Below are 20,789 nucleotides of genomic sequence, written 5' to 3'. Positions count from 1 at the left end.
GTGTCAGCGACTATCCAGTGACTGACACTCTGCAATCGTGGGCAAGCCCCGTCCCACCAGGGATATGCGGTGCCCTGGGAGGTCGCTTACAAATCCCTAACACAGGTTTTTTCCTGACCATGGCGTCAAGGCGTAGAATCCGCCGTCCTTGCGCTATTTTCTATTGGACACCCGCACGTGAACACTGCCGCCACCCCCCTCACCCGCCCCGCCCGTATCAGTCGGGAAGTGCGCGACCTGCTGACGCTCGCTCTGCCAATCATGATCGGCCAACTGGCTACCACCGCCATGAGTTTTGTCGACGCGGTGATGGCCGGACGTGTCAGCCCCCAGGACCTGGCGGCAGTGGGGTTGGGCAACTCGATCTGGATCCCGGTGTACTTGCTGATGAGCGGCACGCTGCTGGCCACCACACCAAAAGTCGCTCAGCGCTACGGTGCCGGCAAATTCAGCGAAATCGGACCGCTGGTGCGCCAGGCCTTGTGGCTGGCGGTGGTCGTGGGGATCCTCGGAGGATTGCTGCTGCTGTGCGCCGAACCGATCCTGCATGCCATGAAGGTCGAGCCTGACCTGATCGTGCCGTCCATGGGCTACCTGCACGGCATCGCCGCGGGGATGCCAGCGATTGCGCTGTATTACGTGCTGCGCTGTTTCAGCGATGGCCTTGGCCGTACGCGACCGAGCATGGTCATGGGCCTGGTCGGCCTGGCGCTGAATATTCCGCTGAACTACATCTTCATTTACGGCCACTTTGGCGTGCCGGCCATGGGCGGCGTGGGCTGTGGCTGGGCCACCGCCATTGCGATGTGGGTGATGATGCTCGGCCTGGCCGTCTGGACGCGCTGGGGCCCGGCCTATCAGAGCAGTGAATTGTTCAAGCGCTTTGACTGGCCGCAATGGGCCGTGATCAAGCGTGTATTGGGGATTGGTCTGCCGATTGGCGTCGCGATCTTTGCCGAGTCGAGCATTTTTGCAGTGATCGCCCTGTTGCTCGGCAGCCTCGGCGCCACGGTGGTGTCCGGGCATCAGATTGCACTGAACGTCAGCTCCCTGGTGTTCATGATCCCCTACTCCCTGAGCATGGCCGTCACCGTGCGCGTCGGTCAGGCCCTGGGGCGTGGCGAAGCACGTGAAGCGCGCTTCGCCGCCGGGGTCGGCATGGGCACCGCGCTGGCATATGCCTGCCTGTCGTGCAGCCTGATGCTGTTGTTTCGCGAGCAGATCGCGACGATCTACACCCCGGATCCGGTGGTGATCCACCTAGCGTCGACGCTGATCGTATTCTCGGCGCTGTTTCAGTTCTCGGACTCGATCCAGGTCACTGCCGCTGGCGCATTGCGGGGCTATCAGGACACCCGGGTGACCATGGTGCTGACGTTGTTCGCCTACTGGGGCGTGGGGTTGCCGGTGGGCTACGCCCTGGGGCTGACTGACTGGCTCGGCGCGCCCAGCGGCCCAAGCGGTTTGTGGCAAGGGCTGATCGTGGGCCTGAGCTGTGCGGCGGGGATGTTGCTGGTACGCCTGGCGCGCAGTGCACGCCGGCGTATCCGGGCGGATAAGGCGCGCGCTTAGTCGGCCTTTTTGCGAATCCAGTACAGGTAGGTGCCGGCCTGTTCCTGCTGATCCACCAATTCGTGGTCAAGGAACACGCAGAACTTGGGAATATCGCGACGGGTTGACGGGTCGGTCGCGATCACTTTGAGCAAGCCGCCTGCCGGCAGGTCGCGGATGTGCTGGTGCAGCATCATCACCGGTTCCGGGCAGTTGAGGCCTGTTGCATCGAGAACGCCGTCTACGGGGCTGTCGTTAATATCGCTCATTGATTACTCCTCGTTAACGGGCCTTGGTTTTCTTCGCATCCACCAGCCGACGCAGGTGGCACGTCACTTCCTCACGGTCGTGGTAAAGCTGCTTGCAACCGATCTCCACGCGGATGCCGCGCGCCTTGAAACCCTCTTCGATGCGCTCCAGCAGACGCTTCACTTCGGCATAACGCTGCTTCATCGGCAACTTCAGGTTCACCACCGCCTCGCGGCAATATCCTTCGCCAATCCAGGTTTCCAGCAGCGCGGCGTTGCGTGCGGGTTTCTCCACAATGTCGCACACCATCCAGTCAACCGGTTGCTTGGGCACGAAGGTGAAACCGTCGGCCATCAGGTGCTGCACCAGGCCGGTGTCCATCAGGCTTTCGGCCATGGGGCCGTTGTCGATGGCCGTCACCAACATGCCGCGGTTGACCAGTTGCCAAGTCCAGCCGCCCGGCGCGGCGCCGAGGTCGACGCCGGTCATGTCGCCGTGCAGGCGCTCGTCCCATTGATCGCGGGGGATAAAGTGGTGCCAGGCCTCTTCCAGCTTGAGGGTTGAGCGGCTTGGCGCGTCGCGCGGGAATTTCAGGCGTGGAATGCCCATCGGCCACATCGCCGAGTTGTTCGACTCGGCCAGCCCCATGAACACTTCGCGGCCGCTCTTGAACGTCAGCAGCAAGCGCGGCTTGCTCGGGTCGTCCACCAGTTTGCCGGCGTTGAGCAGGGCTTTGCGCAGGTGCACTTCGAATTTCTTGCAGAAGTTCGACAGTTCCTTGCCATCGTTGGTGTCGACCATCTCCAGCCAGAGGCTGCCGCACACCGGGAATTCACGCAGGTGAGCGAGGATCACGCTGATGCGATCGGTTTCCGGCAGGTCGATAAACACCCCGCGCGCCCACTGCCTCGGGAAGATCAGCTCGGCAAAGCGTTGGCCGTGCATCAAGCGCTGGGCGCCGTCTTCTTCGGTGCAGACAAATTCGGCGCAGGCGCTGCCGGTCTTGGCTTTGGCGTAGCCGGAAACGTTCAGACGCGCGGCGTGTTCCGCGATCTCGGAACAGACTTCGCCTTCAAAACCCGGGCGGCAGTGCATAAAAAGGGTGTTCATTGAATCTCCTGGCAACTGGCTTGCTCGATCGCAATGCCTGTCATGAAAACGCGCGCATGATAGCCGAGTTCGGAACCTTGGACTTGCCCATAGAGTCCAGTTATTAGCCTGCTAATGAAAACAGCGCTAGTTTTAAAGCTCTGTTCGTCCCGTCAGGTCCGTAGCCGTGCGGACCATAAGGAGTCATGTAATGTCATCCCTTGATAGCCTGAGAACCCTTAAAACTTTAGAAATCGACGACAAGACCTACCACTATTTCAGCCTGCCCGAAGCCGCCAAGAGCCTGGGCGACCTGGATAAGCTGCCGATGTCGCTCAAGGTGCTGCTGGAAAACCTGCTGCGCTGGGAAGACAACAAGACCGTCACCGGCGCAGACCTCAAGGCCATTGCCGCCTGGCTCAAAGAGCGCCAGTCCGACCGTGAGATCCAGTACCGCCCCGCCCGCGTGCTGATGCAGGACTTCACCGGTGTACCCGCCGTAGTCGACCTGGCCGCCATGCGCGCCGCCGTGGCCAAGGCCGGGGGCGACCCGCAGCGCATCAATCCGCTCTCCCCCGTGGACCTGGTGATCGACCACTCGGTAATGGTCGACAAGTTCGGCAATGCCGACGCCTTCGAAGAAAACGTCGATATCGAGATGCAGCGCAATGGCGAACGCTACGCCTTCCTACGCTGGGGCCAGAGCGCCTTCGACAACTTCAGCGTGGTGCCGCCGGGCACGGGCATCTGCCATCAGGTCAACCTGGAATACCTTGGCCGCACCGTCTGGACCAAGGACGAGGACGGCCGCACCTACGCCTTCCCCGACACATTGGTCGGCACGGACTCCCACACCACCATGATCAATGGCCTCGGCGTACTGGGCTGGGGCGTGGGCGGCATCGAAGCGGAAGCGGCGATGCTCGGCCAGCCGGTGTCGATGCTGATCCCGGAAGTAATCGGCTTCAAGCTCACCGGTAAACTCAAGGAAGGCATCACCGCCACCGACCTGGTGCTGACCGTGACCCAGATGCTGCGCAAAAAAGGCGTGGTGGGTAAGTTTGTCGAATTCTACGGCGACGGCCTGGCCGATCTGCCCCTGGCCGACCGCGCCACCATCGCCAATATGGCCCCGGAATATGGCGCCACCTGCGGATTTTTCCCGGTGGATGACGTCACCCTGGATTACCTGCGCCTGTCCGGTCGTCCGGCGCAAACCGTGAAACTGGTCGAGGCTTACACCAAGGCCCAAGGCTTATGGCGCAATGCCGGTCAGGAACCGGTGTTCACCGACAGCCTGGCCCTGGACATGGGCAGCGTCGAAGCCAGCCTGGCTGGGCCAAAACGTCCACAGGACCGTGTGGCCCTGCCGAATGTCGGCCAGGCCTTCAGCGACTTCCTCGACCTGCAATTCAAACCCACCAACAAGGAAGAAGGCCGCCTGGAAAGTGAAGGCGGCGGTGGTGTGGCCGTGGGCAACGCCGACCTGGTGGGCGAAACCGACTATGAATACGAAGGCCAGACCTATCGCCTGAAAAACGGCGCCGTGGTGATCGCCGCCATCACCTCCTGCACCAACACGTCCAACCCCAGCGTAATGATGGCCGCCGGGCTGGTGGCGAAAAAAGCCGTGGAAAAAGGCCTCACGCGCAAACCGTGGGTGAAGACCTCACTGGCTCCCGGCTCCAAGGTAGTCACCGACTACTACAAGGCGGCAGGCCTCACTCAATACTTGGACACCCTCGGCTTTGATCTGGTGGGCTATGGCTGCACCACCTGCATCGGCAACTCCGGGCCATTGCCCGAGCCGATTGAAAAAGCCATCCAGAAGGCCGACCTCGCCGTGGCCTCGGTACTGTCCGGCAACCGTAACTTCGAAGGCCGCGTGCACCCATTGGTGAAAACCAACTGGCTGGCATCGCCGCCGCTGGTGGTCGCCTATGCGCTGGCTGGCACCGTGCGCATCGATATCAGCAGCGAGCCGTTGGGTAACGATCAGAACGGAAACCCGGTCTACCTCAAGGACATCTGGCCAAGCAGCAAAGAAATTGCCGACGCCGTGGCGCAGGTCAGCACCAGCATGTTCCATAAGGAATACGCCGAGGTGTTTGCCGGCGACGAGCAGTGGCAGGCCATTGATGTGCCCCAGGCCGCGACGTACGTGTGGCAGAAGGATTCCACCTATATCCAGCATCCACCCTTCTTCGAGGACATCGACGGCCCGTTGCCGGTGATCAAAGACGTCATGGGCGCCAACGTGCTGGCGATGCTGGGCGACTCAGTCACCACCGACCACATCTCCCCCGCCGGCAATATCAAGGTCGACAGCCCCGCTGGCCGCTACCTGCGCGAGCAAGGCGTCGAACCGCGGGACTTCAACTCCTACGGCTCACGCCGCGGTAACCATGAAGTGATGATGCGCGGCACGTTTGCCAATATCCGCATCCGCAATGAAATGCTCGGTGGCGAAGAAGGCGGCAACACGCTGTACATCCCCACCGGCGAGAAGATGCCGATTTACGATGCGTCAATGAAATACCAGGCTTCGGGCACGCCGCTGGTGGTCATTGCAGGCCAAGAGTACGGCACCGGCTCCAGTCGCGACTGGGCGGCCAAAGGCACCAACCTGCTGGGGGTCAAGGCGGTGATCGCCGAGAGCTTCGAGCGGATCCACCGTTCCAATCTGGTTGGCATGGGTGTGTTGCCATTGCAGTTCAAGCTGGATCAGAACCGCAAGGCGCTGAAGCTCACGGGCAAGGAGAAGATCGATATTCTCGGGCTGAGCGAGGTGGAGATCGTGCCGCGGATGAACCTGACGCTGGTGATTACCCGCGAGGATGGCAGCCGCGAGAAGGTCGAGGTGCTGTGCCGGATCGACACCTTGAATGAAGTGGAATACTTCAAGTCGGGGGGGATTTTGCACTATGTGCTGCGGCAGTTGATTGCGTCGTAAGGCGATCTCAAAAGCAATGGAGAACTAATGTGGGAGGGGCGGTGCGACGATTCGACTTGCCCCCGATAGCGGTGGATCAGTCATAGATGTTCTGACTGACATACCGCCATCGGGAGCAAGCCCCCTCCCACACTTTGACCGCGTTTAACGCTTCAGATCAGCCGAACAGCCACTTCCACAACAGCACCAGAACGACCACTGCCAGCACCGGCCGCGCAATGCGGTAAGCCTTTGGATGCTTGCGCTTCCACTGTTTGACCACACCACTGAACTTGTCACTGAAGGTCTTGCTCCAGGCATACGCCTGGTTGATGCCGCCGACGCGCTCGTCATCCAGGTTCTGCGGCGCGGTGGCGCGGCCCAGTTGCTTGCTGACCCAACGGTTGACGCGGGTCATCACGCGATTACTCAGCGGGCGCTCGATGTCGCAGAACAGGATCACGCGTGTCTTCTCGGTTTCGTTCTTCACCCAGTGCACGTAGGTTTCGTCGAACATCACGTCCTCACCGTCACGCCAGGCATACACCTGGCCGTCGACGAAGATGCGGCAGTCGTCGGAGTTCGGCGTGGACAAGCCCAAGTGATAACGCAGGGAACCGGCAAACGGGTCACGGTGCGGGTTGAGGTGGCTGCCGCCCGGCAACAACGCAAACATCGCCCCTTTGACGTTAGGAATGCTGCTCACCAAGGCCACGGTTTTCGGGCACAGCGCCTCGGCCGATGGCAGGGGTTTGTCGTACCACTTGAGGTAGAAACGCTTCCAACCCTTTTTGAAGAACGAACCGAAACCGGCGTCGTTGTTCTTTTCGGCGGCGCGAATGTAACCCTCGTCGAACAGGTGCATGGCCTCTTCGCGGATCACTTCCCAGTTGTCCTTGAGTACATCCAGTTCCGGAAACTTGCTGCGGTCCAGGTAAGGTTTGGACGGCACGGCCGAGAACAGGTACATCAAGGCGTTATAGGGGGCGAACAGCGCCGAATGGTTAACGAACTGGCGCAACATCGGTAAACGGGCCTTGCCGCGCAGGTGTACATACAGCGTGCTACCGATAAACAGCAGCAACACCGACAGTTTGGCGGCCAAAGAAAAGGTCATGCAGCAACTCCTGGAAATAAGCGTCTGGCCAACAACTTCCCGTCACGGGGAAACCAGACGTAGCAGCCAGCCATGATAAACAGTTGGGCCAGTATGCAGAAGGCCCAGGGTAACGGGGCTGACACACATCAACCCCAAACGCTCATCAGGCCTGGTTTTCCTGCTCGGTAAACAAATCGCTGAATAGCATGCTCGACAGGTAGCGCTCGCCGGAGTCCGGCAGGATCACCACGATGGTCTTGCCCTGCATTTCCGGCTTCTCGGCCAGGCGCACGGCCACGGCCATCGCTGCGCCACAGGAAATACCGCACAGAATTCCCTCTTCCTGCATCAGGCGCCGTGCCATGGCCTTGGATTCGTCGTCGGTCACCAACTCGACGCGGTCAACCATCGAAAGATCGAGGTTTTTCGGCACAAAGCCGGCGCCGATGCCCTGGATCTTATGCGGGCTGGGCTTGATTTCTTCACCGGCCAGCGCCTGGGTGATCACCGGCGACACAATCGGCTCCACCGCTACCGACAGAATCGGCTTGCCCGCTATGTTCTTGATATAGCGCGACACACCGGTAATGGTGCCGCCGGTGCCCACGCCCGCTACCAACACATCGACCGCGCCGTCGGTGTCGTTCCAGATTTCCGGACCGGTGGTTTTCTCGTGGATCTCGGGGTTCGCCGGGTTTTCAAACTGGCCCGGCATGAAGTAGGTGGCTGGATCGTTGGCGACGATTTCGCCGGCCTTTTCGATAGCGCCTTTCATGCCTTTGGCCGGCTCGGTCAGGACCAACTCGGCGCCCAGCGCCTTGAGCACCTTGCGGCGCTCGATGCTCATCGACGCCGGCATGGTCAGCAGCAGCTTGTAACCACGGGCGGCGGCGACAAACGCCAGGCCGATGCCGGTGTTGCCAGATGTGGGTTCGACAATGGTCATGCCCGGTTTGAGTTTGCCGGTGCTTTCTGCGTCCCAGATCATGTTTGCGCCAATGCGGCACTTCACCGAGTAACCCGGATTACGCCCTTCGATCTTGGCCAGGATGGTCACGCCACGGGGGGCGATCCGGTTGATCTGCACCAGGGGCGTGTTACCGATGGAGTGCGCGTTGTCTGCAAAAATGCGGCTCATGACGGGTCCTATAGGCAATTTCAAGAAGGCAATAAGGGTATGCCTCGTGCTGCAAAGCGTCCAGTCAGAGGAACGTTGCTCGGCTCGCGGCAGTCCATGTTTTACCTGCAAGGAGAACTGCCCGATGAAACGTCGCTACAGCTGGCCACTATGGACCGTCGCCGGATTGCTGGTGGTCATGGTTGCCTTAAGCATCGCCCTGCCCTACTTAGTGCGTAATTATCTGAATGACAAGCTCGCCGACATGGGCGATTACCGAGGCCGAATTACCGACGTGGACCTGGCGCTGTGGCGCGGCGCCTACCGGATTAATGGCCTTGAGATCGTCAAGGTCGACGGCAAAGTGCCGGTACCGTTCGTCAAGGCGCCGCTGATCGACCTGGCGGTGAGCTGGCATTCGCTGTGGTACGACCATGCAGTGGTCGCCAAAATGCGTTTTATCGAGCCTGAAGTGAATTTCGTCGACGGCGGCGCTAACAAGCAGGCGTCCCAGACCGGTAAAGGCACCGACTGGCGCGAGCAGTTGAGCAAGCTGGCGCCGATCACCCTTGATGAAGTGCGTATCGAAGAGGGCAAGATTGCCTTCCATAACTTCAGTTCCAAACCGGTGGTGAAGATCGACGCGACCAACGTCAACGCCAGCTTCTATAACCTGACCAACGTCGTTGACGTCAAAGGCAAGCGCGACGCCCGCTTCGACGGCAAAGCCCTGCTGCAAGGCCAGGCCCCGCTGGAAGCCAGCGCCACCTTCGACCCGCTGAGCAATTTTGAGAACTTCGAATTTCGTTTCCGCGCCAAAGACCTGCAACTCAAGCGCATGAATGACTTTGCCTCGGCCTACGGTAAGTTCGACTTCAAGGCCGGCACCGGCGATGTAGTCATCGAAGCCCAGGCCGAAAAAGGCCAACTGACTGGCTATATCAAACCGCTGCTAAGGGATGTGCAGGTGTTTGACTGGCAGCAAGACGTGGAGAACAAGGACAAGAACATCTTCCGTTCGATCTGGGAGGCCGTGGTGGGTGCGAGCGAAACCGTGCTCAAGAACCAACAGAAAAACCAATTTGCCACCCGCGTCGAACTCAGTGGCAGCGTGCATCAGAAGGATGCCAGCGCGTTCTCTGCGTTTTTAGCGATTTTGCGCAATGGTTTTATCCAGGCGTTCAATGCGCGCTATGAACAGCCCAAACCCAGCGCAGATTAAAATGTGAGGGGGGGGGCTTGCTCCGATGGCGGCGGATCAGCCAATGAGTCTGTTGGCTGAAACCTTGCCATCGGGGGCAAGCCCCTCCCACATTGGTCATTCAGAGACTGAATAACCCGTCTGCGTTCACAGTCGCCGGGGCTGCGCGGTATAGTCCCGGCATTGATGAATGCGAGGAAACACCGATGAAGTTCGAAGGCACCCAGGCCTATGTGGCTACCGATGACCTGAAACTGGCCGTCAACGCCGCCATCACCCTGGAGCGGCCGTTGCTGGTCAAGGGCGAACCGGGCACCGGCAAGACCATGCTCGCCGAGCAACTGGCCGAATCCTTCGGCGCCAAGCTGATCACCTGGCACATCAAATCCACCACCAAGGCCCATCAGGGCTTGTACGAGTACGACGCGGTCAGCCGCCTGCGTGACTCGCAGTTGGGCGTGGACAAGGTGCACGACGTGCGCAACTACCTGAAAAAAGGCAAGTTGTGGGAAGCGTTCGAATCCGAAGAACGGGTGATCCTGCTGATCGATGAAATCGACAAGGCCGACATCGAGTTCCCCAACGACCTGCTGCAAGAACTCGACAAGATGGAGTTCTACGTCTACGAAATCGACGAGACCATCAAGGCCAAGAAACGCCCGATCATCATCATTACCTCCAACAACGAAAAAGAGCTGCCGGACGCGTTCCTGCGCCGCTGCTTCTTCCATTACATCGCCTTCCCCGACCGCACCACCCTGCAAAAGATCGTGGATGTGCACTACCCCGACATCAAGAAGGACCTGGTCAGCGAAGCGTTGGACGTGTTCTTCGACGTGCGCAAAGTACCGGGCCTGAAGAAAAAGCCATCCACCTCCGAACTGGTGGACTGGCTCAAGCTGCTGATGGCCGACAACATCGGCGAAGCGGTGCTGCGCGAGCGCGATCCGACCAAAGCCATCCCGCCGCTGGCCGGTGCCTTGGTCAAGAATGAGCAAGACGTGCAACTGCTGGAGCGTCTGGCGTTCATGAGCCGTCGCGGTAATCGCTAATGTTGCTCAACCTGTTCAACGAGATGCGCGCCGCCAAGGTGCCGGTGTCCGTGCGCGAGCTGCTCGATCTGATCAACGCGCTCAAGCAGCGCGTGATCTTCGCCGACATGGACGAGTTTTACTACTTGGCCCGGGCGATCCTGGTCAAGGACGAGCGGCATTTCGACAAGTTCGACCGCGCGTTTGGTGCCTATTTCAACGGCCTGGAAAAGCTCGACGACCATTTGCAGGCGCTGATCCCCGAAGACTGGCTGCGCAAGGAATTCGAGCGTTCGCTGAGCGATGAAGAACGCGCGCAGATCCAATCCCTTGGTGGCCTCGACAAGCTGATCGAGGAATTCAAAAAGCGCCTGGAAGAACAGAAAGAACGCCATGCCGGCGGCAACAAATGGATCGGCACCGGCGGCACCAGCCCGTTCGGCTCCGGCGGCTACAACCCCGAAGGCATTCGCGTCGGCGACGCCGGCAAGCGCCAGGGCAAGGCGGTGAAAGTCTGGGACCAGCGCGAGTACAAGAACCTCGACGATCAGGTTGAGCTGGGCACGCGCAATATCAAGATCGCCCTGCGCCGCCTGCGCAAGTTCGCGCGCCAGGGTGCGGCCGAAGAGCTGGACATCGACGGCACCATCGACCACACCGCCCGCGACGCCGGTTTGCTGAATATCCAGATGCGCCCGGAACGGCGCAACACCATCAAGCTTCTGTTGCTATTCGATATCGGCGGCTCGATGGACGCCCACGTGAAAATCTGCGAAGAGCTGTTCTCGGCCTGCAAGACCGAGTTCAAGCACTTGGAATATTTCTACTTCCACAACTTCGTGTACGAGTCGGTGTGGAAGAACAACCAGCGCCGCACCTCGGAGCGCACTTCCACTCAAGACCTGCTGCACAAGTACGGCGCCGACTACAAAGTGATCTTTATCGGCGATGCGTCGATGGCGCCGTATGAAATCACCCAGGCTGGCGGCAGCGTCGAGCACTGGAACGAAGAGCCGGGGTATGTGTGGATGCAGCGCTTCATGGCCAAGTACAAAAAGCTGATCTGGATAAACCCGTATCCCAAGGATACGTGGGGTTACACCGCGTCAACGGGGATTGTGCGGGAGTTGGTGGAGGATCAGATGTATCCGCTGACATTGCGCGGGCTGGAAGAAGGGATGCGCTTCCTCTCCAAATAAACGCCGACCCAAATAATGCAGGAGATCTAATGTGGGAGGGGCGGTGCGACGATTCGACTTGCTCCCGATAGCCGTGTTTCAGTCAACACATCAGTGACTGAACCATCGTCATCGGGAGCAAGCCCCCTCCCACATTTTAAATTGCGGTGTTATGTAAATCGGCGCAAATATTCGACATGCTGCCGATGCGCCGTTTCCTGGACCACCGGTACCAACCTCACTTTCTCTCCCGGTAAACACTGCGCCAGTCGCGCCAGCGACAAAGGCGTCAACGCCCCCAGACGCGGATAACCGCCAATGGTCTGCCGATCATTGAGCAACACAATCGGCTGCCCATCCGGCGGCACCTGGATGCCACCCAACGGGATACCTTCGGAAATCAGCGACGGCCCTTGGTACTGCAACGGCGTACCGAGCAAGCGCATGCCCATGCGGTCAGCGCGACTGTCCAGGGCCCAATCGGTATTGAAGGCATCGAACAGGCTCTGGCCGCTGAACTGGCCGATTTGTGCACCGACGATCACATCCAGCGGCGCCTTGGCGGGCAACGCCTGTGCGCTCAGCACTTTCATCGCGCCGCCCGTCCCGGAATAGGCCAACCGCCCACCCTCGGCCAACGCCTTGCCGAATCCGTCCGGCCCGCCCAGTGCTTCACGCACCACCGTCGCACAACTGCCCAGCACATCCGGCGCATCAAACCCGCCGGGTGCCGCCAGGTACGCCCGCGCACCGTTGAACGGCTGGGTAAAGCGCAAACGCTGGCCTTTTTGCAGGATAAAACTGCGTCCCGGACTGATAGGGCGTTCATCGACATACGCGCCCAGGTCCGCACCGGCCAAGGCCAGCAGGCAATACTCCTCGGCCTGCACGGTAAAGCCGCCGAGGGTGATTTCCACCACCGGTGCGTCCAGCGCATTGCCCAGCAGCCAATTGGCCCACGACATCGACACCCAATCCAGCGCGCCGCCCTGGGTCACGCCCAGGTGGCGTACGCCAAAACGACCGGCGTCCTGCAACAGGCACAGCGGCGTGCTGGCCTCGATGATCAAGCGGCTCATGCCTGCGCCTCCAAAGGCGTGTCATCGCCACCCAGGTTGATAAATTCGGCACGACTGACCGCTTCGAAGCGCACCGTGTCGCCAGGTTGCATGAGGCTGTAGCCGTCTCGCGCGCGGTCGAACAGTTTGGCGGGGGTGCGACCGATCAGGTTCCAGCCACCCGGAGAAACCACCGGGTAAGCAGCCGTTTGGCGCTCGGCGATCCCCACACTGCCAGCCGCCACGCGTTTGCGCGGTGTGCTGAGGCGTGGGCTGGCGAGGACTTCGTCCACCAACCCCATAAAGGCAAAACCGGGGGCAAAGCCAAGGGCGAACACCTGATATTCGTGGGCGCTGTGGAGACGGATCACGTCGTCGACGGCCAGGCCACTGCGCTGGCTGAGCAAAGTCAGCTCCGGGCCGACGCTCAGGTCGTACCACACCGGCAGCACATGGCATTGACCGCTTCCCTGAGCCTGCGGCTGCAAGTCGGTGAGGCCGTGGTCGATCAGCTCTCGGGCCTGGGCAGGGCTCAGCGCGATGAGGTCGTAATGCACCATCAAGGTGGTGTAGGACGGCACCAGATCCACCAATGCAGCGCCGAACCCTTCTCGCAAGCGTTGCGCTGCGGCGAGCATCCACGGCATGTTGGCTTCTGCAATCGCATCGAACAGACGCACCATCAGGCAGTCGATGGCCACCACTTCAATCCGCGGCTTCATGCTGGCTTCAACGCCTCGCGGATACGCTGCACGGCAGCAATTGAACTGGCGTTGTCGCCATGCACGCACAGGGTATTGGCGTTTAGTATGAGGGCGCTGCCGTCGCTGGCCGTCAACGGCTCGCCACGAGAAATGGTCAGGGCTTGCTGGATGATCGTGTCGGCGTCGTGGTGCACAGCGCCGGGTAACTGGCGGGAAACCAAGTGGCCGTTGTTGTCGTAGGCGCGGTCGGCGAATGCTTCAAACCACAGGGTCACGCCATACTCATCGCCCAATGCCTGGGCTGCGCTGTTATCGCGAGTGGCCAGCAGCATCAGCGGCAAGTCACCATAAGCGGCCACCGCCCCGATGACCGCACGCAGTTGTTTCGGGTTGGCCATCATGTCGTTGTACATCGCGCCATGGGGTTTGACGTAGCTGACGCGACCGCCTTGGGCACGGCAAATGCCATCGAGGGCGCCGATCTGGTAGTGCAGCAGATCCTGGATTTCCTGAGGGGTATAGGCCATGGAACGGCGGCCGAAGCCTTGCAAATCCTGGTATGCCGGGTGCGCCCCCACTTGCACGCCATGCTTGAGCGCCAAGCTAACAGTTTTGCGCATGATGCTTGGGTCGCCGGCATGAAAGCCGCAGGCCACGTTGGCGCAATCAATGAACGGCATGACCTCGGCGTCCAGACCCATGGTCCAGTTACCAAAGCTTTCGCCGATATCGCAATTCAGTAAAAGACGGCTCACGGTCTGGCGCTCCTGTAGGACTTATTTTTTTGCAGTGTGGGATTTTTAACGCAGAACGTGCAACCTGTCCTGACACCCCCACGACGCTCATCGTGGAATACGCTCGATTTTTGGCGCTTGCCCGGTACGGCGTCCAACTAATAAAAACCGATCCATGCATAAGAAAAAGTTGATCCCATGAATTTGAAGTTCCTCGAAACCTTCGTCTGGGTGGCCAAGCTCAAGAGCTTTCGCCTGACTGCCGAGAAGCTGTTCACCACCCAGGCCTCGATCTCCAGCCGCATCGCCGTGCTGGAAAGCGAGCTGGGGGTGAAACTGTTTTTGCGTGATTCTCGAGGCGTAAGCCTGACCCCGGAAGGCTTGAAGGTGCTCGATTATGCCGAGCAGATGATGGTGACCATGCGGGGCCTGAAGCAGTCCCTGGAGACCACCAGCAGCAAGGTCGGGCGCATTCGGATCGGCGCGATGGACACGGTGATTCACACTTGGCTGAGCCCGTTGGTGGCGGAACTGATGGACCATTTCCCCTTGGTCGAAATCGAATTGGTCGCTGATACCGCGCTTAACCTCAGCGATCAGCTGCAAAAAGGCTTCCTTGACCTGATCCTGCAAACCGACCTGCTGCGCCTGGAAACCGTGCGCAGCCTGGAACTGTGCAGCCATCCCATGGCCTGGATCGTCGCCAGCCAATCGATCTATAACCGCGACTACGCCTCCCTCGCCGAACTGGCTCAGGAGCGGATCATCACCTACTCGAAAAACTCGCACCCACATCAGGATGTGCTGAGCCTGATGCAGGCCAACGGCGTGGCCGCGCCAAGGATGAACTGTGTGAATTCGGTGTCTGCGATTACGCGGTTGTTGCGCGATGGATTCGGCATTGGCGCACTGCCGCCGGTGCTGGTCAGTGAGGAACTGGCGCGCGGGGAATTGGTAATGTTATCGATGGCGCAGAAACTGCCTAACCTGCAGGTGGTGGTGTCGTGGCGTGTGGGGGTGGAGTTGGTGGAGGAGATTGTCGGGCTGTGCCAGAAGGTCGTTGCCCGCTATGCCGAGGAAGTCGGCGAAGAGCGGATGGTGCTGGCCCCCTGACGAAACCCGGTTAAAACTGTGGGAGGGGGCTTGCTCCCGATAGCGGTGGGTCAGTACCTGAAGTATTGACTGACCTACCGCTATCGGGAGCAAGCCCCCTCCCACATTTGACCGAGTTGGGCGTTAGAGACCTTTCAAGTCCCGCTCTTCAATCGGCCGGCTCTGGCGCAGGCGCTTGCCGCCCAACACGACCCAGTCGATCAGGCGGAACAGGCATTCCAATCCAAACGACAGCAGCATCGCCCCGCCCAATCCCCAACCCATGGCTTCTGGGGTCAGGAGGATCTGATAGCTGTAACCGTTCCAGGTTTCCTGGCGGATATCCGGGTCGGCGGCCACCGCCACTTGCAACGCACGGATGTACCACGGGCCTTGCATGGCCTGGAATTGCTTGTCCAACGCAACTTGGCGATCAAGCATGGCGCCCAGGCTGTTGGCGTCGCTCTGGAAAACCGGGTCGTCACTGGCGCGGTAATGCGCGACCAACGCCTTCAAATCACCGTTGAAGAACTGCCGTGCGGTGGTTTCAAACCCGCTCAGCCCCGTCTGGGCCTCTATCAAGTGGGCTTCGACGCGCTTGGCGTAATCGTTGATAAATCCCGGCACTTGCACGCCGACCAACAGGCCAATGGCAAACAGCACCAACCGCAGATAGCTGAGCAACATGGTCGATATCCTTACTCAGTAATGCCCTGGCTGACGCATTCACCGCGTCGCCACAGGCTCCATTGGCCCGGTTCGTAACGGGTCCAGTTTTCGTTGTCGGTCAACGGTTCGGTGGCGATTACCGTCACTACATCATTGGGTGTTGTTTCGGCCTGAAAATCGACGATCACGTCGACATCTTTCAAGCGCGCCGGACCGAACGGGGCACGTCGGGTGATCTGCGCCAATTTGGTCGAGCAGTAGCAAAACAACCAGTCGCCATCGCTGAGCAGGCAGTTGAACACGCCTTTGCTGCGGTATTCGGCACAGGCGGCGATCAGGTCCGGCAGCATCTGTTCGATGTCCACCGGCTCGGGGAAGGCTTCGCGCACGCGGTTGAGCAAGTCGCAAAAGGCCGCTTCGCTGTCGGTATCGCCGACCGGGCGGTAGAAGGTGGCGCGGGGGTTGAAGTCCGCCAGTTGGCCGTTATGGGCGAAACACCAGTTGCGGCCCCACAGTTCGCGCACGAACGGGTGGGTATTGGCCAAGCTCACCTTGCCCACGTTGGCCTGGCGGATATGGCCGATCACCACTTCGCTCTTGATGGGATAACGCTGCACCAGCAGCGCGACTTCCGATTCACTGCTGGCGGCCGGGTCCTGGAACAGACGCAGACCACGTCCTTCGTAGAAAGCGATGCCCCAACCGTCGCGGTGGGGGCCGGTGCGCCCACCGCGCTGCATCAGCCCGGTAAAGCTGAACACGATATCGGTGGGGACGTTGGCACTCATGCCCAATAATTCACACATGCCAGGGCTCTCGCTGCAACGTTAAAGGCGCGGTTCGACCCGCATGCCACTGACAGGCGCCGGACGGCGGAATGGCTCGTCGTCTTCTTCCGCCGGCTCAGCGGCCAGGGCTGCATCGGTGGCAGCCTGGCGCTCACGACGCGCATTGGCGGCGCGCTCGATGGGCCAGCGGATCAACACAATCACCAGGTACACGCCAAAGGCGATCATGGTGTACATGAACAAATCGGAAATAGCCCGCCAAGCGTTATTGCCGACCTTGAGCACCAGGTCCAGGGCGGTAATTGCCACGGCCGGCGCGAACTGAGTCTTGACCGGGTCTACGATGGTCGGGCTGAACAGCAACACGGCCATCAGCAATTGCAGCGGCTCGCGCAACCAGCGCCACATCCAGCGCGTCATGCGCCACCACACCAACAGGCAGCCCAAAGCGGCGAAGGCGTAAAGGCCCCAAGCGGTCAGATAGTCGTTCTCGGTCATGGTGTCCATGGCAAGGTAGGCAAACAGGCGGCTATGATAACGGCTTTTGCGTGTCGCGGCTGCAAAGCCTGCCACCGTCCGCCAGATAGAGAATAATCCATGCCTGTATCGACGCCCCCGATTGCCCGAAAGGCCCCTGGCCAAGACCCTTACGCCTGGCTGCAAGAACGCGACAGCGCTGAAGTACTCGATTACCTCAAGGCCGAAAACGCCTGGCAGGAAGCCCAGCTCGCCGATCAGGCAGCCTTGCGCGAAAGCCTGTTTGAAGAGATCAAGGGCCGCATTCTCGAAACCGACTTGTCCCTGCCCTCGCCGTGGGGCCCGTACCTCTATTACCCCCGCCCCACCGCCGGTGACGAGTACGCCCGTCACTACCGCTGCCGCCGTCCGGCCGATGACAGCAACGTGGTGGACGACAGCAGCGAAGAGCTGTTGCTGGACCCGAACGAACTGGCCAACGGTGGCTTTTTCTCTCTCGGCGCATTCAGCATCAGCCCCGACCACAATCGCCTGGCCTACAGCCTGGACACCACCGGCGAAGAGATCTACACCCTGTTCGTGAAGGAATTGGCAACCGGCAAGGTCAGCGAGCTGGAGTTCCAGGACTGCGACGGCAGCATGACTTGGGCCAACGACAGCCTGACCCTGTTCTTCGGCGAACTGGACGAAACGCACCGCCCCCACAAACTGTATCGCTATCGCCTGGACGGCACGGCGGCGCAGGAAGTGTTCCATGAGCCCGACGGGCGTTTCTTCCTGCATTGCTACCGTTCCAGCTCCGAGCGCCAGTTGCTGGTGGCCCTGGGCAGCAAGACCACTAGCGAAGTCTGGGCCCTGGACGCCAACCAACCGCAGCAGGATTTCACCTGCCTGGCGCCACGGGTCGACGATCACGAATACGATGTCGACCACGGCCAACTGAATGGCGCCTGGACTTGGTTTATCCGTAGCAACCGTGATGGCATCAACTACGCCCTGTTTGTCGCAACCGACATTGGCGACGTGCCGACCGAGGATGAATGGCAGAACCTGATCCCCCACAGCGATGAGGTGATGCTCGACGGCGTCAGCCTGAACACCAGCGCCATGACCTTAAGCCTGCGCATCGGCGGCCTGCCGGTGATCGAAGTGCACCCCGAGGGCCTGCCTGCCTATCGCGTGGAATTACCTGACGCCGCCTACAGCCTCTACGTACAGAACAGCCTGGAATTCGTCAGCGACAAGATCCGCCTGCGCTACGAAGCCCTCAACCGTCCGGCCCAGGTACGCCAGCTGGAACTGGCCAGCGGTGCGCAGCAGGTGCTGAAGGAAACCCCGGTACTCGGCGTGTTCAATGCCGATGACTATGTCAGCCAGCGCCTGTGGGCCACCTCCGCCGATGGTACCCAGGTGCCGATCAGCCTGGTGGTCAAGCGCGACCAACTCGGCAAAACCACACCGCTGTACCTTTACGGCTACGGCGCCTACGGTTCGAGCTTAGACCCATGGTTCTCCCACGCACGCCTGAGCCTGCTTGATCGCGGCGTGGCGTTTGCCATCGCGCATGTGCGTGGCGGCGGCGAACTGGGTGAAGCCTGGTACCGCAATGGCAAGCAGGAACACAAGCAGAACACCTTCAGCGACTTTATCGCCTGCGCCGAACACCTTATCGCTCATGGCCTGACCACCTCCAAGCAGCTGGCCATCAGCGGCGGCAGTGCCGGTGGCCTGTTGATCGGTGCGGTGCTCAACCAGCGTCCGGCGCTGTTCCAGGCGGCGATTGCCGAAGTGCCTTTCGTTGATGTGCTCAACACCATGCTCGACCCGGAGCTGCCGTTGACCATCACCGAGTACGACGAATGGGGCAACCCCGAGGAGCCCGAGGTGTACGAGCGCATCAAGGCCTACGCGCCGTACGAAAACGTCCAGGCCCAGGCCTACCCGCACATGCTGGTGATCGCCGGCTACAACGACAGCCGCGTGCAGTATTGGGAAGCGGCCAAGTGGGTGGCCAAGCTGCGTGACACCAAGACCGACGACAACCTGCTGTTGCTCAAGACCGAACTGGGTGCCGGCCATGGTGGGATGAGCGGTCGTTACCAAGGATTACGTGACGTAGCGCTCGAATATGCATTTGTGTTCAAGGCGCTGGGGTTGATTTAGGAACTTAGCGCGGCGGGCCTGTCTGAACACAGGACCGCCTACTGATTGATGGACCAAGATTGCAGCCATGGCACTACCGACGCTAATGAATACCGAAATCCGCGACATGCTCATGGACTGCGGCCTGTTCGACCCTTTGTTGCCGGAAGATTTTCACGTCGCCGCCGGCTACTTCAATATCAGCAGCATTGCCCAGGACGAAGCGATCTTCCTCGAAGGCGATGCCGGCACCTTCATGTGCATCATCCACAGCGGCCAGGTGGCGGTGCAGAAAACCAATCACGACGGCCAGCGCCTGACCATCGCCACTCTGCGCAGCGGCCGGGCTTTCGGTGAGATGGCAGTACTCGACGGCGAGCGTCGCTCCGCCAGTTGCGTGGCTGCCAGTGATTGCGTGCTGTTGAACCTGGGCAAGGACTCCCTGGAAAAGATGCTCAACGAAACCCCGCGGGTGGCCGCGAAGATCATCCGCGCGATTGCGATTGCCCTGTCCAAGCGCCTGCGCATGGCTGATGGGCAGTTACTGTCGCAACAGTTTTAACCGCCGGGGGTCTTTGGTTTGCTGTCGTTCTGCTGCAGGCCGGGCACCGTCTGGTCCTTCGGTGGCGTCGGTAACACGATGGGCGCCAAGGGCGGCGAGCCGTTGGTCTTGGGCAGCGCTGGCGGGCTGACTTGGGGATACAGCGTCGGCGTCGGCGTGCCCGGTGCACCGGGGGTTGGCGCGGGCGCGACCGGTACGGTTTGCAACTCCTGAGCCTGCGCCGCACCCAATGCGAGCGCGCTCAACACAATGACCGTTAGAATGCTGCACTTCATCGATGGCTCCATGGCCTGACCGGAATGTCGTAAGGCTACTCCCAACCGCGCAAGAATGCCCTTCCCAATGAGATTTCCATGAAACGTTTCGTTCTGCTGGACACCACCCCGATCCCCGACAACGGCGGTGCCTTGTGCCTGTTCGAATACGGCGAGGATTTTGTCATCAAGATCCAGGGTGGTGACGGCGGCCAGTTGATGAACACGCGCATGCACGGCTCCGAAGATGCGCTGGCAGAAATTCCCTGCCGCAAAGTTGCCGGTCGTCCTGATTCACGGGTGCTGATTGGTGGTTTGGGCATGGGCTTTACCCTGGCCTCGGCCCTCAAGCATTTGGGCAAGACTGCCGAAGTGGTTGTCGCCGAACTGGTGCCGGGCGTCGTGGAATGGAACCGTGGGCCGCTGGGGGAAAAATCCGGGCGCCCACTGCTGGACCCGCGCACCGTGATCCGCATGGAAGACGTGGCCAAGGTGCTGCAAGCCGAGCCCCAAGGCTTTGACGCGATCATGCTCGACGTCGACAACGGCCCCGAAGGCCTCACGCAAAAGGCCAACAGCTGGCTCTACTCTGCCGGTGGCCTGGCCGCCTGCGCCAAGGCCTTGCGGCCCAAGGGCGTGCTGGCGGTGTGGTCAGCGAGTGCCGACAAACTGTTCAGCGACAAACTGCGCAAGGCCGGTTTCAAGGCCGAGGAAGTGCAGGTATTTGCCCATGGCAACAAGGGCACCCGACACACCATCTGGATTGCGGAGAAGCTCAAGGGCTGAGCACCATTAACCAAACCACTGGAGATCCAATGTGGCAGGGGGCTTGCCCCTGATAGCGGTGGTTCAGTCAAAACAT

Annotated in this window: 20 protein-coding genes; 9 read left to right on the top strand and 11 right to left on the bottom strand. The window is 60.5% G+C overall.

The features are described 5' to 3' along the window. Nucleotides 1-177: 177 nt before the first annotated feature. The gene (locus tag BW43_RS09115; RefSeq protein ID WP_032888778.1) at nt 178-1,572 is read left to right on the top strand and encodes an MATE family efflux transporter; all 1,395 of its coding nucleotides are present in this window, start codon (nt 178-180) and stop codon (nt 1,570-1,572) included. Here the strand turns inward: BW43_RS09115 and tusA are convergent. After that, nucleotides 1,569-1,820, bottom strand: coding sequence for a sulfurtransferase TusA (gene tusA / locus BW43_RS09120; RefSeq protein WP_032888777.1), 252 nt, complete (start codon nt 1,818-1,820; stop codon nt 1,569-1,571). The two genes, BW43_RS09115 and tusA, sit on opposite strands and share 4 nt — an antisense overlap. 13 nt (nt 1,821-1,833) lie before the next feature. Beyond that, nucleotides 1,834-2,910 carry a 23S rRNA (cytidine(2498)-2'-O)-methyltransferase RlmM gene (gene rlmM, locus BW43_RS09125; protein ID WP_032888775.1) on the bottom strand — a complete coding sequence of 359 codons (1,077 nt, stop codon included), beginning with the start codon at nt 2,908-2,910 and terminating at the stop codon, nt 1,834-1,836. 190 nt (nt 2,911-3,100) lie between these two features. On the opposite strand from rlmM, the gene acnA reads away from it, so the two are divergent. Then, nucleotides 3,101-5,842 (top strand): aconitate hydratase AcnA, encoded by a 2,742-nt coding sequence (gene acnA, locus BW43_RS09130; protein ID WP_032888773.1) that lies wholly within the window; start codon nt 3,101-3,103, stop codon nt 5,840-5,842. Between the two features lie 157 nt (nt 5,843-5,999). On the opposite strand, the gene BW43_RS09135 is transcribed toward acnA, so the two are convergent. Beyond that, nucleotides 6,000-6,938, bottom strand: coding sequence for an aspartyl/asparaginyl beta-hydroxylase domain-containing protein (locus tag BW43_RS09135; protein WP_032888770.1), 939 nt, complete (start codon nt 6,936-6,938; stop codon nt 6,000-6,002). Between the two features lie 145 nt (nt 6,939-7,083). Continuing rightward, nucleotides 7,084-8,058 carry a cysteine synthase A gene (gene cysK / locus BW43_RS09140; protein ID WP_032888769.1) on the bottom strand — a complete coding sequence of 325 codons (975 nt, stop codon included), beginning with the start codon at nt 8,056-8,058 and terminating at the stop codon, nt 7,084-7,086. Between the two features lie 124 nt (nt 8,059-8,182). Between cysK and BW43_RS09145 the strand changes: the two genes are divergently transcribed. The 3 genes from BW43_RS09145 (at nt 8,183) to BW43_RS09155 (ending at nt 11,468) form a co-directional block, all read left to right on the top strand. After that, a complete protein-coding gene (locus BW43_RS09145) occupies nt 8,183-9,259 on the top strand; it encodes a DUF748 domain-containing protein (RefSeq protein WP_032888766.1) in 1,077 nt (358 codons plus the stop codon). 185 nt (nt 9,260-9,444) lie between these two features. Continuing rightward, entirely contained in the window at nt 9,445-10,290 is an 846-nt protein-coding gene (locus tag BW43_RS09150; RefSeq protein ID WP_003210690.1) for a MoxR family ATPase, read from the top strand. Next, complete coding sequence (locus tag BW43_RS09155; RefSeq protein WP_032888763.1) at nt 10,290-11,468, top strand: VWA domain-containing protein; 1,179 nt, start codon at nt 10,290-10,292, stop codon at nt 11,466-11,468. The genes BW43_RS09150 and BW43_RS09155 overlap by 1 nt, the downstream gene beginning before the upstream one ends. A gap of 149 nt (nt 11,469-11,617) precedes the next feature. Here the strand turns inward: BW43_RS09155 and BW43_RS09160 are convergent, their stop codons facing one another. From BW43_RS09160 to BW43_RS09170, 3 genes are read right to left on the bottom strand one after another with little or no spacing between them, the layout of a single operon-like run. Then, the gene (locus BW43_RS09160) at nt 11,618-12,526 is read right to left on the bottom strand and encodes a biotin-dependent carboxyltransferase family protein (RefSeq protein WP_032888761.1); all 909 of its coding nucleotides are present in this window, start codon (nt 12,524-12,526) and stop codon (nt 11,618-11,620) included. Further along, the gene (pxpB, locus tag BW43_RS09165) at nt 12,523-13,227 is read right to left on the bottom strand and encodes a 5-oxoprolinase subunit PxpB (protein WP_032888758.1); all 705 of its coding nucleotides are present in this window, start codon (nt 13,225-13,227) and stop codon (nt 12,523-12,525) included. Before pxpB ends, BW43_RS09160 begins: the two co-directional genes overlap by 4 nt. Next, nucleotides 13,224-13,964 (bottom strand): 5-oxoprolinase subunit PxpA, encoded by a 741-nt coding sequence (locus BW43_RS09170; RefSeq protein WP_032888756.1) that lies wholly within the window; start codon nt 13,962-13,964, stop codon nt 13,224-13,226. Before BW43_RS09170 ends, pxpB begins: the two co-directional genes overlap by 4 nt. A gap of 177 nt (nt 13,965-14,141) precedes the next feature. Between BW43_RS09170 and BW43_RS09175 the strand changes: the two genes are divergently transcribed. Then, a complete protein-coding gene (locus BW43_RS09175; RefSeq protein ID WP_032888752.1) occupies nt 14,142-15,056 on the top strand; it encodes a LysR family transcriptional regulator in 915 nt (304 codons plus the stop codon). Nucleotides 15,057-15,179: 123 nt separating this feature from the next. Here the strand turns inward: BW43_RS09175 and BW43_RS09180 are convergent, their stop codons facing one another. Genes BW43_RS09180 through BW43_RS09190 form a run of 3 tightly spaced genes read right to left on the bottom strand, consistent with a single transcriptional unit; the run spans nt 15,180 to nt 17,065 of the window. Beyond that, the gene (locus tag BW43_RS09180) at nt 15,180-15,722 is read right to left on the bottom strand and encodes a DUF2937 family protein (protein WP_032888750.1); all 543 of its coding nucleotides are present in this window, start codon (nt 15,720-15,722) and stop codon (nt 15,180-15,182) included. An 11-nt stretch (nt 15,723-15,733) separates the two neighbouring features. Then, nucleotides 15,734-16,510 carry a class II glutamine amidotransferase gene (locus BW43_RS09185; protein WP_024074057.1) on the bottom strand — a complete coding sequence of 259 codons (777 nt, stop codon included), beginning with the start codon at nt 16,508-16,510 and terminating at the stop codon, nt 15,734-15,736. A gap of 21 nt (nt 16,511-16,531) precedes the next feature. Next, the gene (locus BW43_RS09190; RefSeq protein ID WP_032888746.1) at nt 16,532-17,065 is read right to left on the bottom strand and encodes a hypothetical protein; all 534 of its coding nucleotides are present in this window, start codon (nt 17,063-17,065) and stop codon (nt 16,532-16,534) included. Between the two features lie 24 nt (nt 17,066-17,089). Between BW43_RS09190 and BW43_RS09195 the strand changes: the two genes are divergently transcribed. Together BW43_RS09195 and BW43_RS09200 are read left to right on the top strand one after the other, a co-directional pair. Further along, nucleotides 17,090-19,132 carry a S9 family peptidase gene (locus BW43_RS09195; protein WP_032888744.1) on the top strand — a complete coding sequence of 681 codons (2,043 nt, stop codon included), beginning with the start codon at nt 17,090-17,092 and terminating at the stop codon, nt 19,130-19,132. 67 nt (nt 19,133-19,199) lie between these two features. Next, nucleotides 19,200-19,673, top strand: coding sequence for a cyclic nucleotide-binding domain-containing protein (locus tag BW43_RS09200; RefSeq protein WP_032888741.1), 474 nt, complete (start codon nt 19,200-19,202; stop codon nt 19,671-19,673). Here BW43_RS09200 and BW43_RS09205 read toward each other — a convergent pair. After that, nucleotides 19,670-19,948 carry a hypothetical protein gene (locus tag BW43_RS09205; protein WP_032888738.1) on the bottom strand — a complete coding sequence of 93 codons (279 nt, stop codon included), beginning with the start codon at nt 19,946-19,948 and terminating at the stop codon, nt 19,670-19,672. The two genes, BW43_RS09200 and BW43_RS09205, sit on opposite strands and share 4 nt — an antisense overlap. Before the next feature lie 78 nt (nt 19,949-20,026). Here BW43_RS09205 and BW43_RS09210 point away from each other — a divergent pair, with 78 nt between their 5' ends. Beyond that, on the top strand, nt 20,027-20,713 hold the full coding sequence (locus BW43_RS09210) for a spermidine synthase (protein WP_032888736.1): 687 nt from the start codon (nt 20,027-20,029) through the stop codon (nt 20,711-20,713). Nucleotides 20,714-20,789: the final 76 nt, after the last annotated feature.

The sequence above is a fragment of the Pseudomonas sp. RIT357 genome (assembly GCF_000632245.1).
Classification (GTDB): Bacteria; Pseudomonadota; Gammaproteobacteria; order Pseudomonadales; family Pseudomonadaceae; genus Aquipseudomonas; species Aquipseudomonas sivasensis.
The sequence above is the reverse complement of the archived record's forward strand: the minus strand, read 5'-3'. Positions and strand labels throughout refer to the sequence as shown.

Excerpts from the sequence above, each read along its gene's own strand:
- BW43_RS09160 (WP_032888761.1), bottom strand. The coding sequence starts at position 12,526 with ATGAGCCGCTTGATCATCGAGGCCAGCACGCCGCTGTGCCTGTTGCAG.
- tusA (WP_032888777.1), bottom strand. The coding sequence starts at position 1,820 with ATGAGCGATATTAACGACAGCCCCGTAGACGGCGTTCTCGATGCAACA.
- BW43_RS09200 (WP_032888741.1), top strand. The coding sequence starts at position 19,200 with ATGGCACTACCGACGCTAATGAATACCGAAATCCGCGACATGCTCATG.
- BW43_RS09135 (WP_032888770.1), bottom strand. The coding sequence starts at position 6,938 with ATGACCTTTTCTTTGGCCGCCAAACTGTCGGTGTTGCTGCTGTTTATC.
- BW43_RS09195 (WP_032888744.1), top strand. The coding sequence starts at position 17,090 with ATGCCTGTATCGACGCCCCCGATTGCCCGAAAGGCCCCTGGCCAAGAC.
- acnA (WP_032888773.1), top strand. The coding sequence starts at position 3,101 with ATGTCATCCCTTGATAGCCTGAGAACCCTTAAAACTTTAGAAATCGAC.
- BW43_RS09205 (WP_032888738.1), bottom strand. The coding sequence starts at position 19,948 with ATGAAGTGCAGCATTCTAACGGTCATTGTGTTGAGCGCGCTCGCATTG.
- pxpB (WP_032888758.1), bottom strand. The coding sequence starts at position 13,227 with ATGAAGCCGCGGATTGAAGTGGTGGCCATCGACTGCCTGATGGTGCGT.
- rlmM (WP_032888775.1), bottom strand. The coding sequence starts at position 2,910 with ATGAACACCCTTTTTATGCACTGCCGCCCGGGTTTTGAAGGCGAAGTC.
- BW43_RS09185 (WP_024074057.1), bottom strand. The coding sequence starts at position 16,510 with ATGTGTGAATTATTGGGCATGAGTGCCAACGTCCCCACCGATATCGTG.
- BW43_RS09145 (WP_032888766.1), top strand. The coding sequence starts at position 8,183 with ATGAAACGTCGCTACAGCTGGCCACTATGGACCGTCGCCGGATTGCTG.
- BW43_RS09150 (WP_003210690.1), top strand. The coding sequence starts at position 9,445 with ATGAAGTTCGAAGGCACCCAGGCCTATGTGGCTACCGATGACCTGAAA.
- BW43_RS09175 (WP_032888752.1), top strand. The coding sequence starts at position 14,142 with ATGAATTTGAAGTTCCTCGAAACCTTCGTCTGGGTGGCCAAGCTCAAG.
- BW43_RS09210 (WP_032888736.1), top strand. The coding sequence starts at position 20,027 with ATGAAACGTTTCGTTCTGCTGGACACCACCCCGATCCCCGACAACGGC.
- BW43_RS09155 (WP_032888763.1), top strand. The coding sequence starts at position 10,290 with ATGTTGCTCAACCTGTTCAACGAGATGCGCGCCGCCAAGGTGCCGGTG.
- cysK (WP_032888769.1), bottom strand. The coding sequence starts at position 8,058 with ATGAGCCGCATTTTTGCAGACAACGCGCACTCCATCGGTAACACGCCC.
- BW43_RS09180 (WP_032888750.1), bottom strand. The coding sequence starts at position 15,722 with ATGTTGCTCAGCTATCTGCGGTTGGTGCTGTTTGCCATTGGCCTGTTG.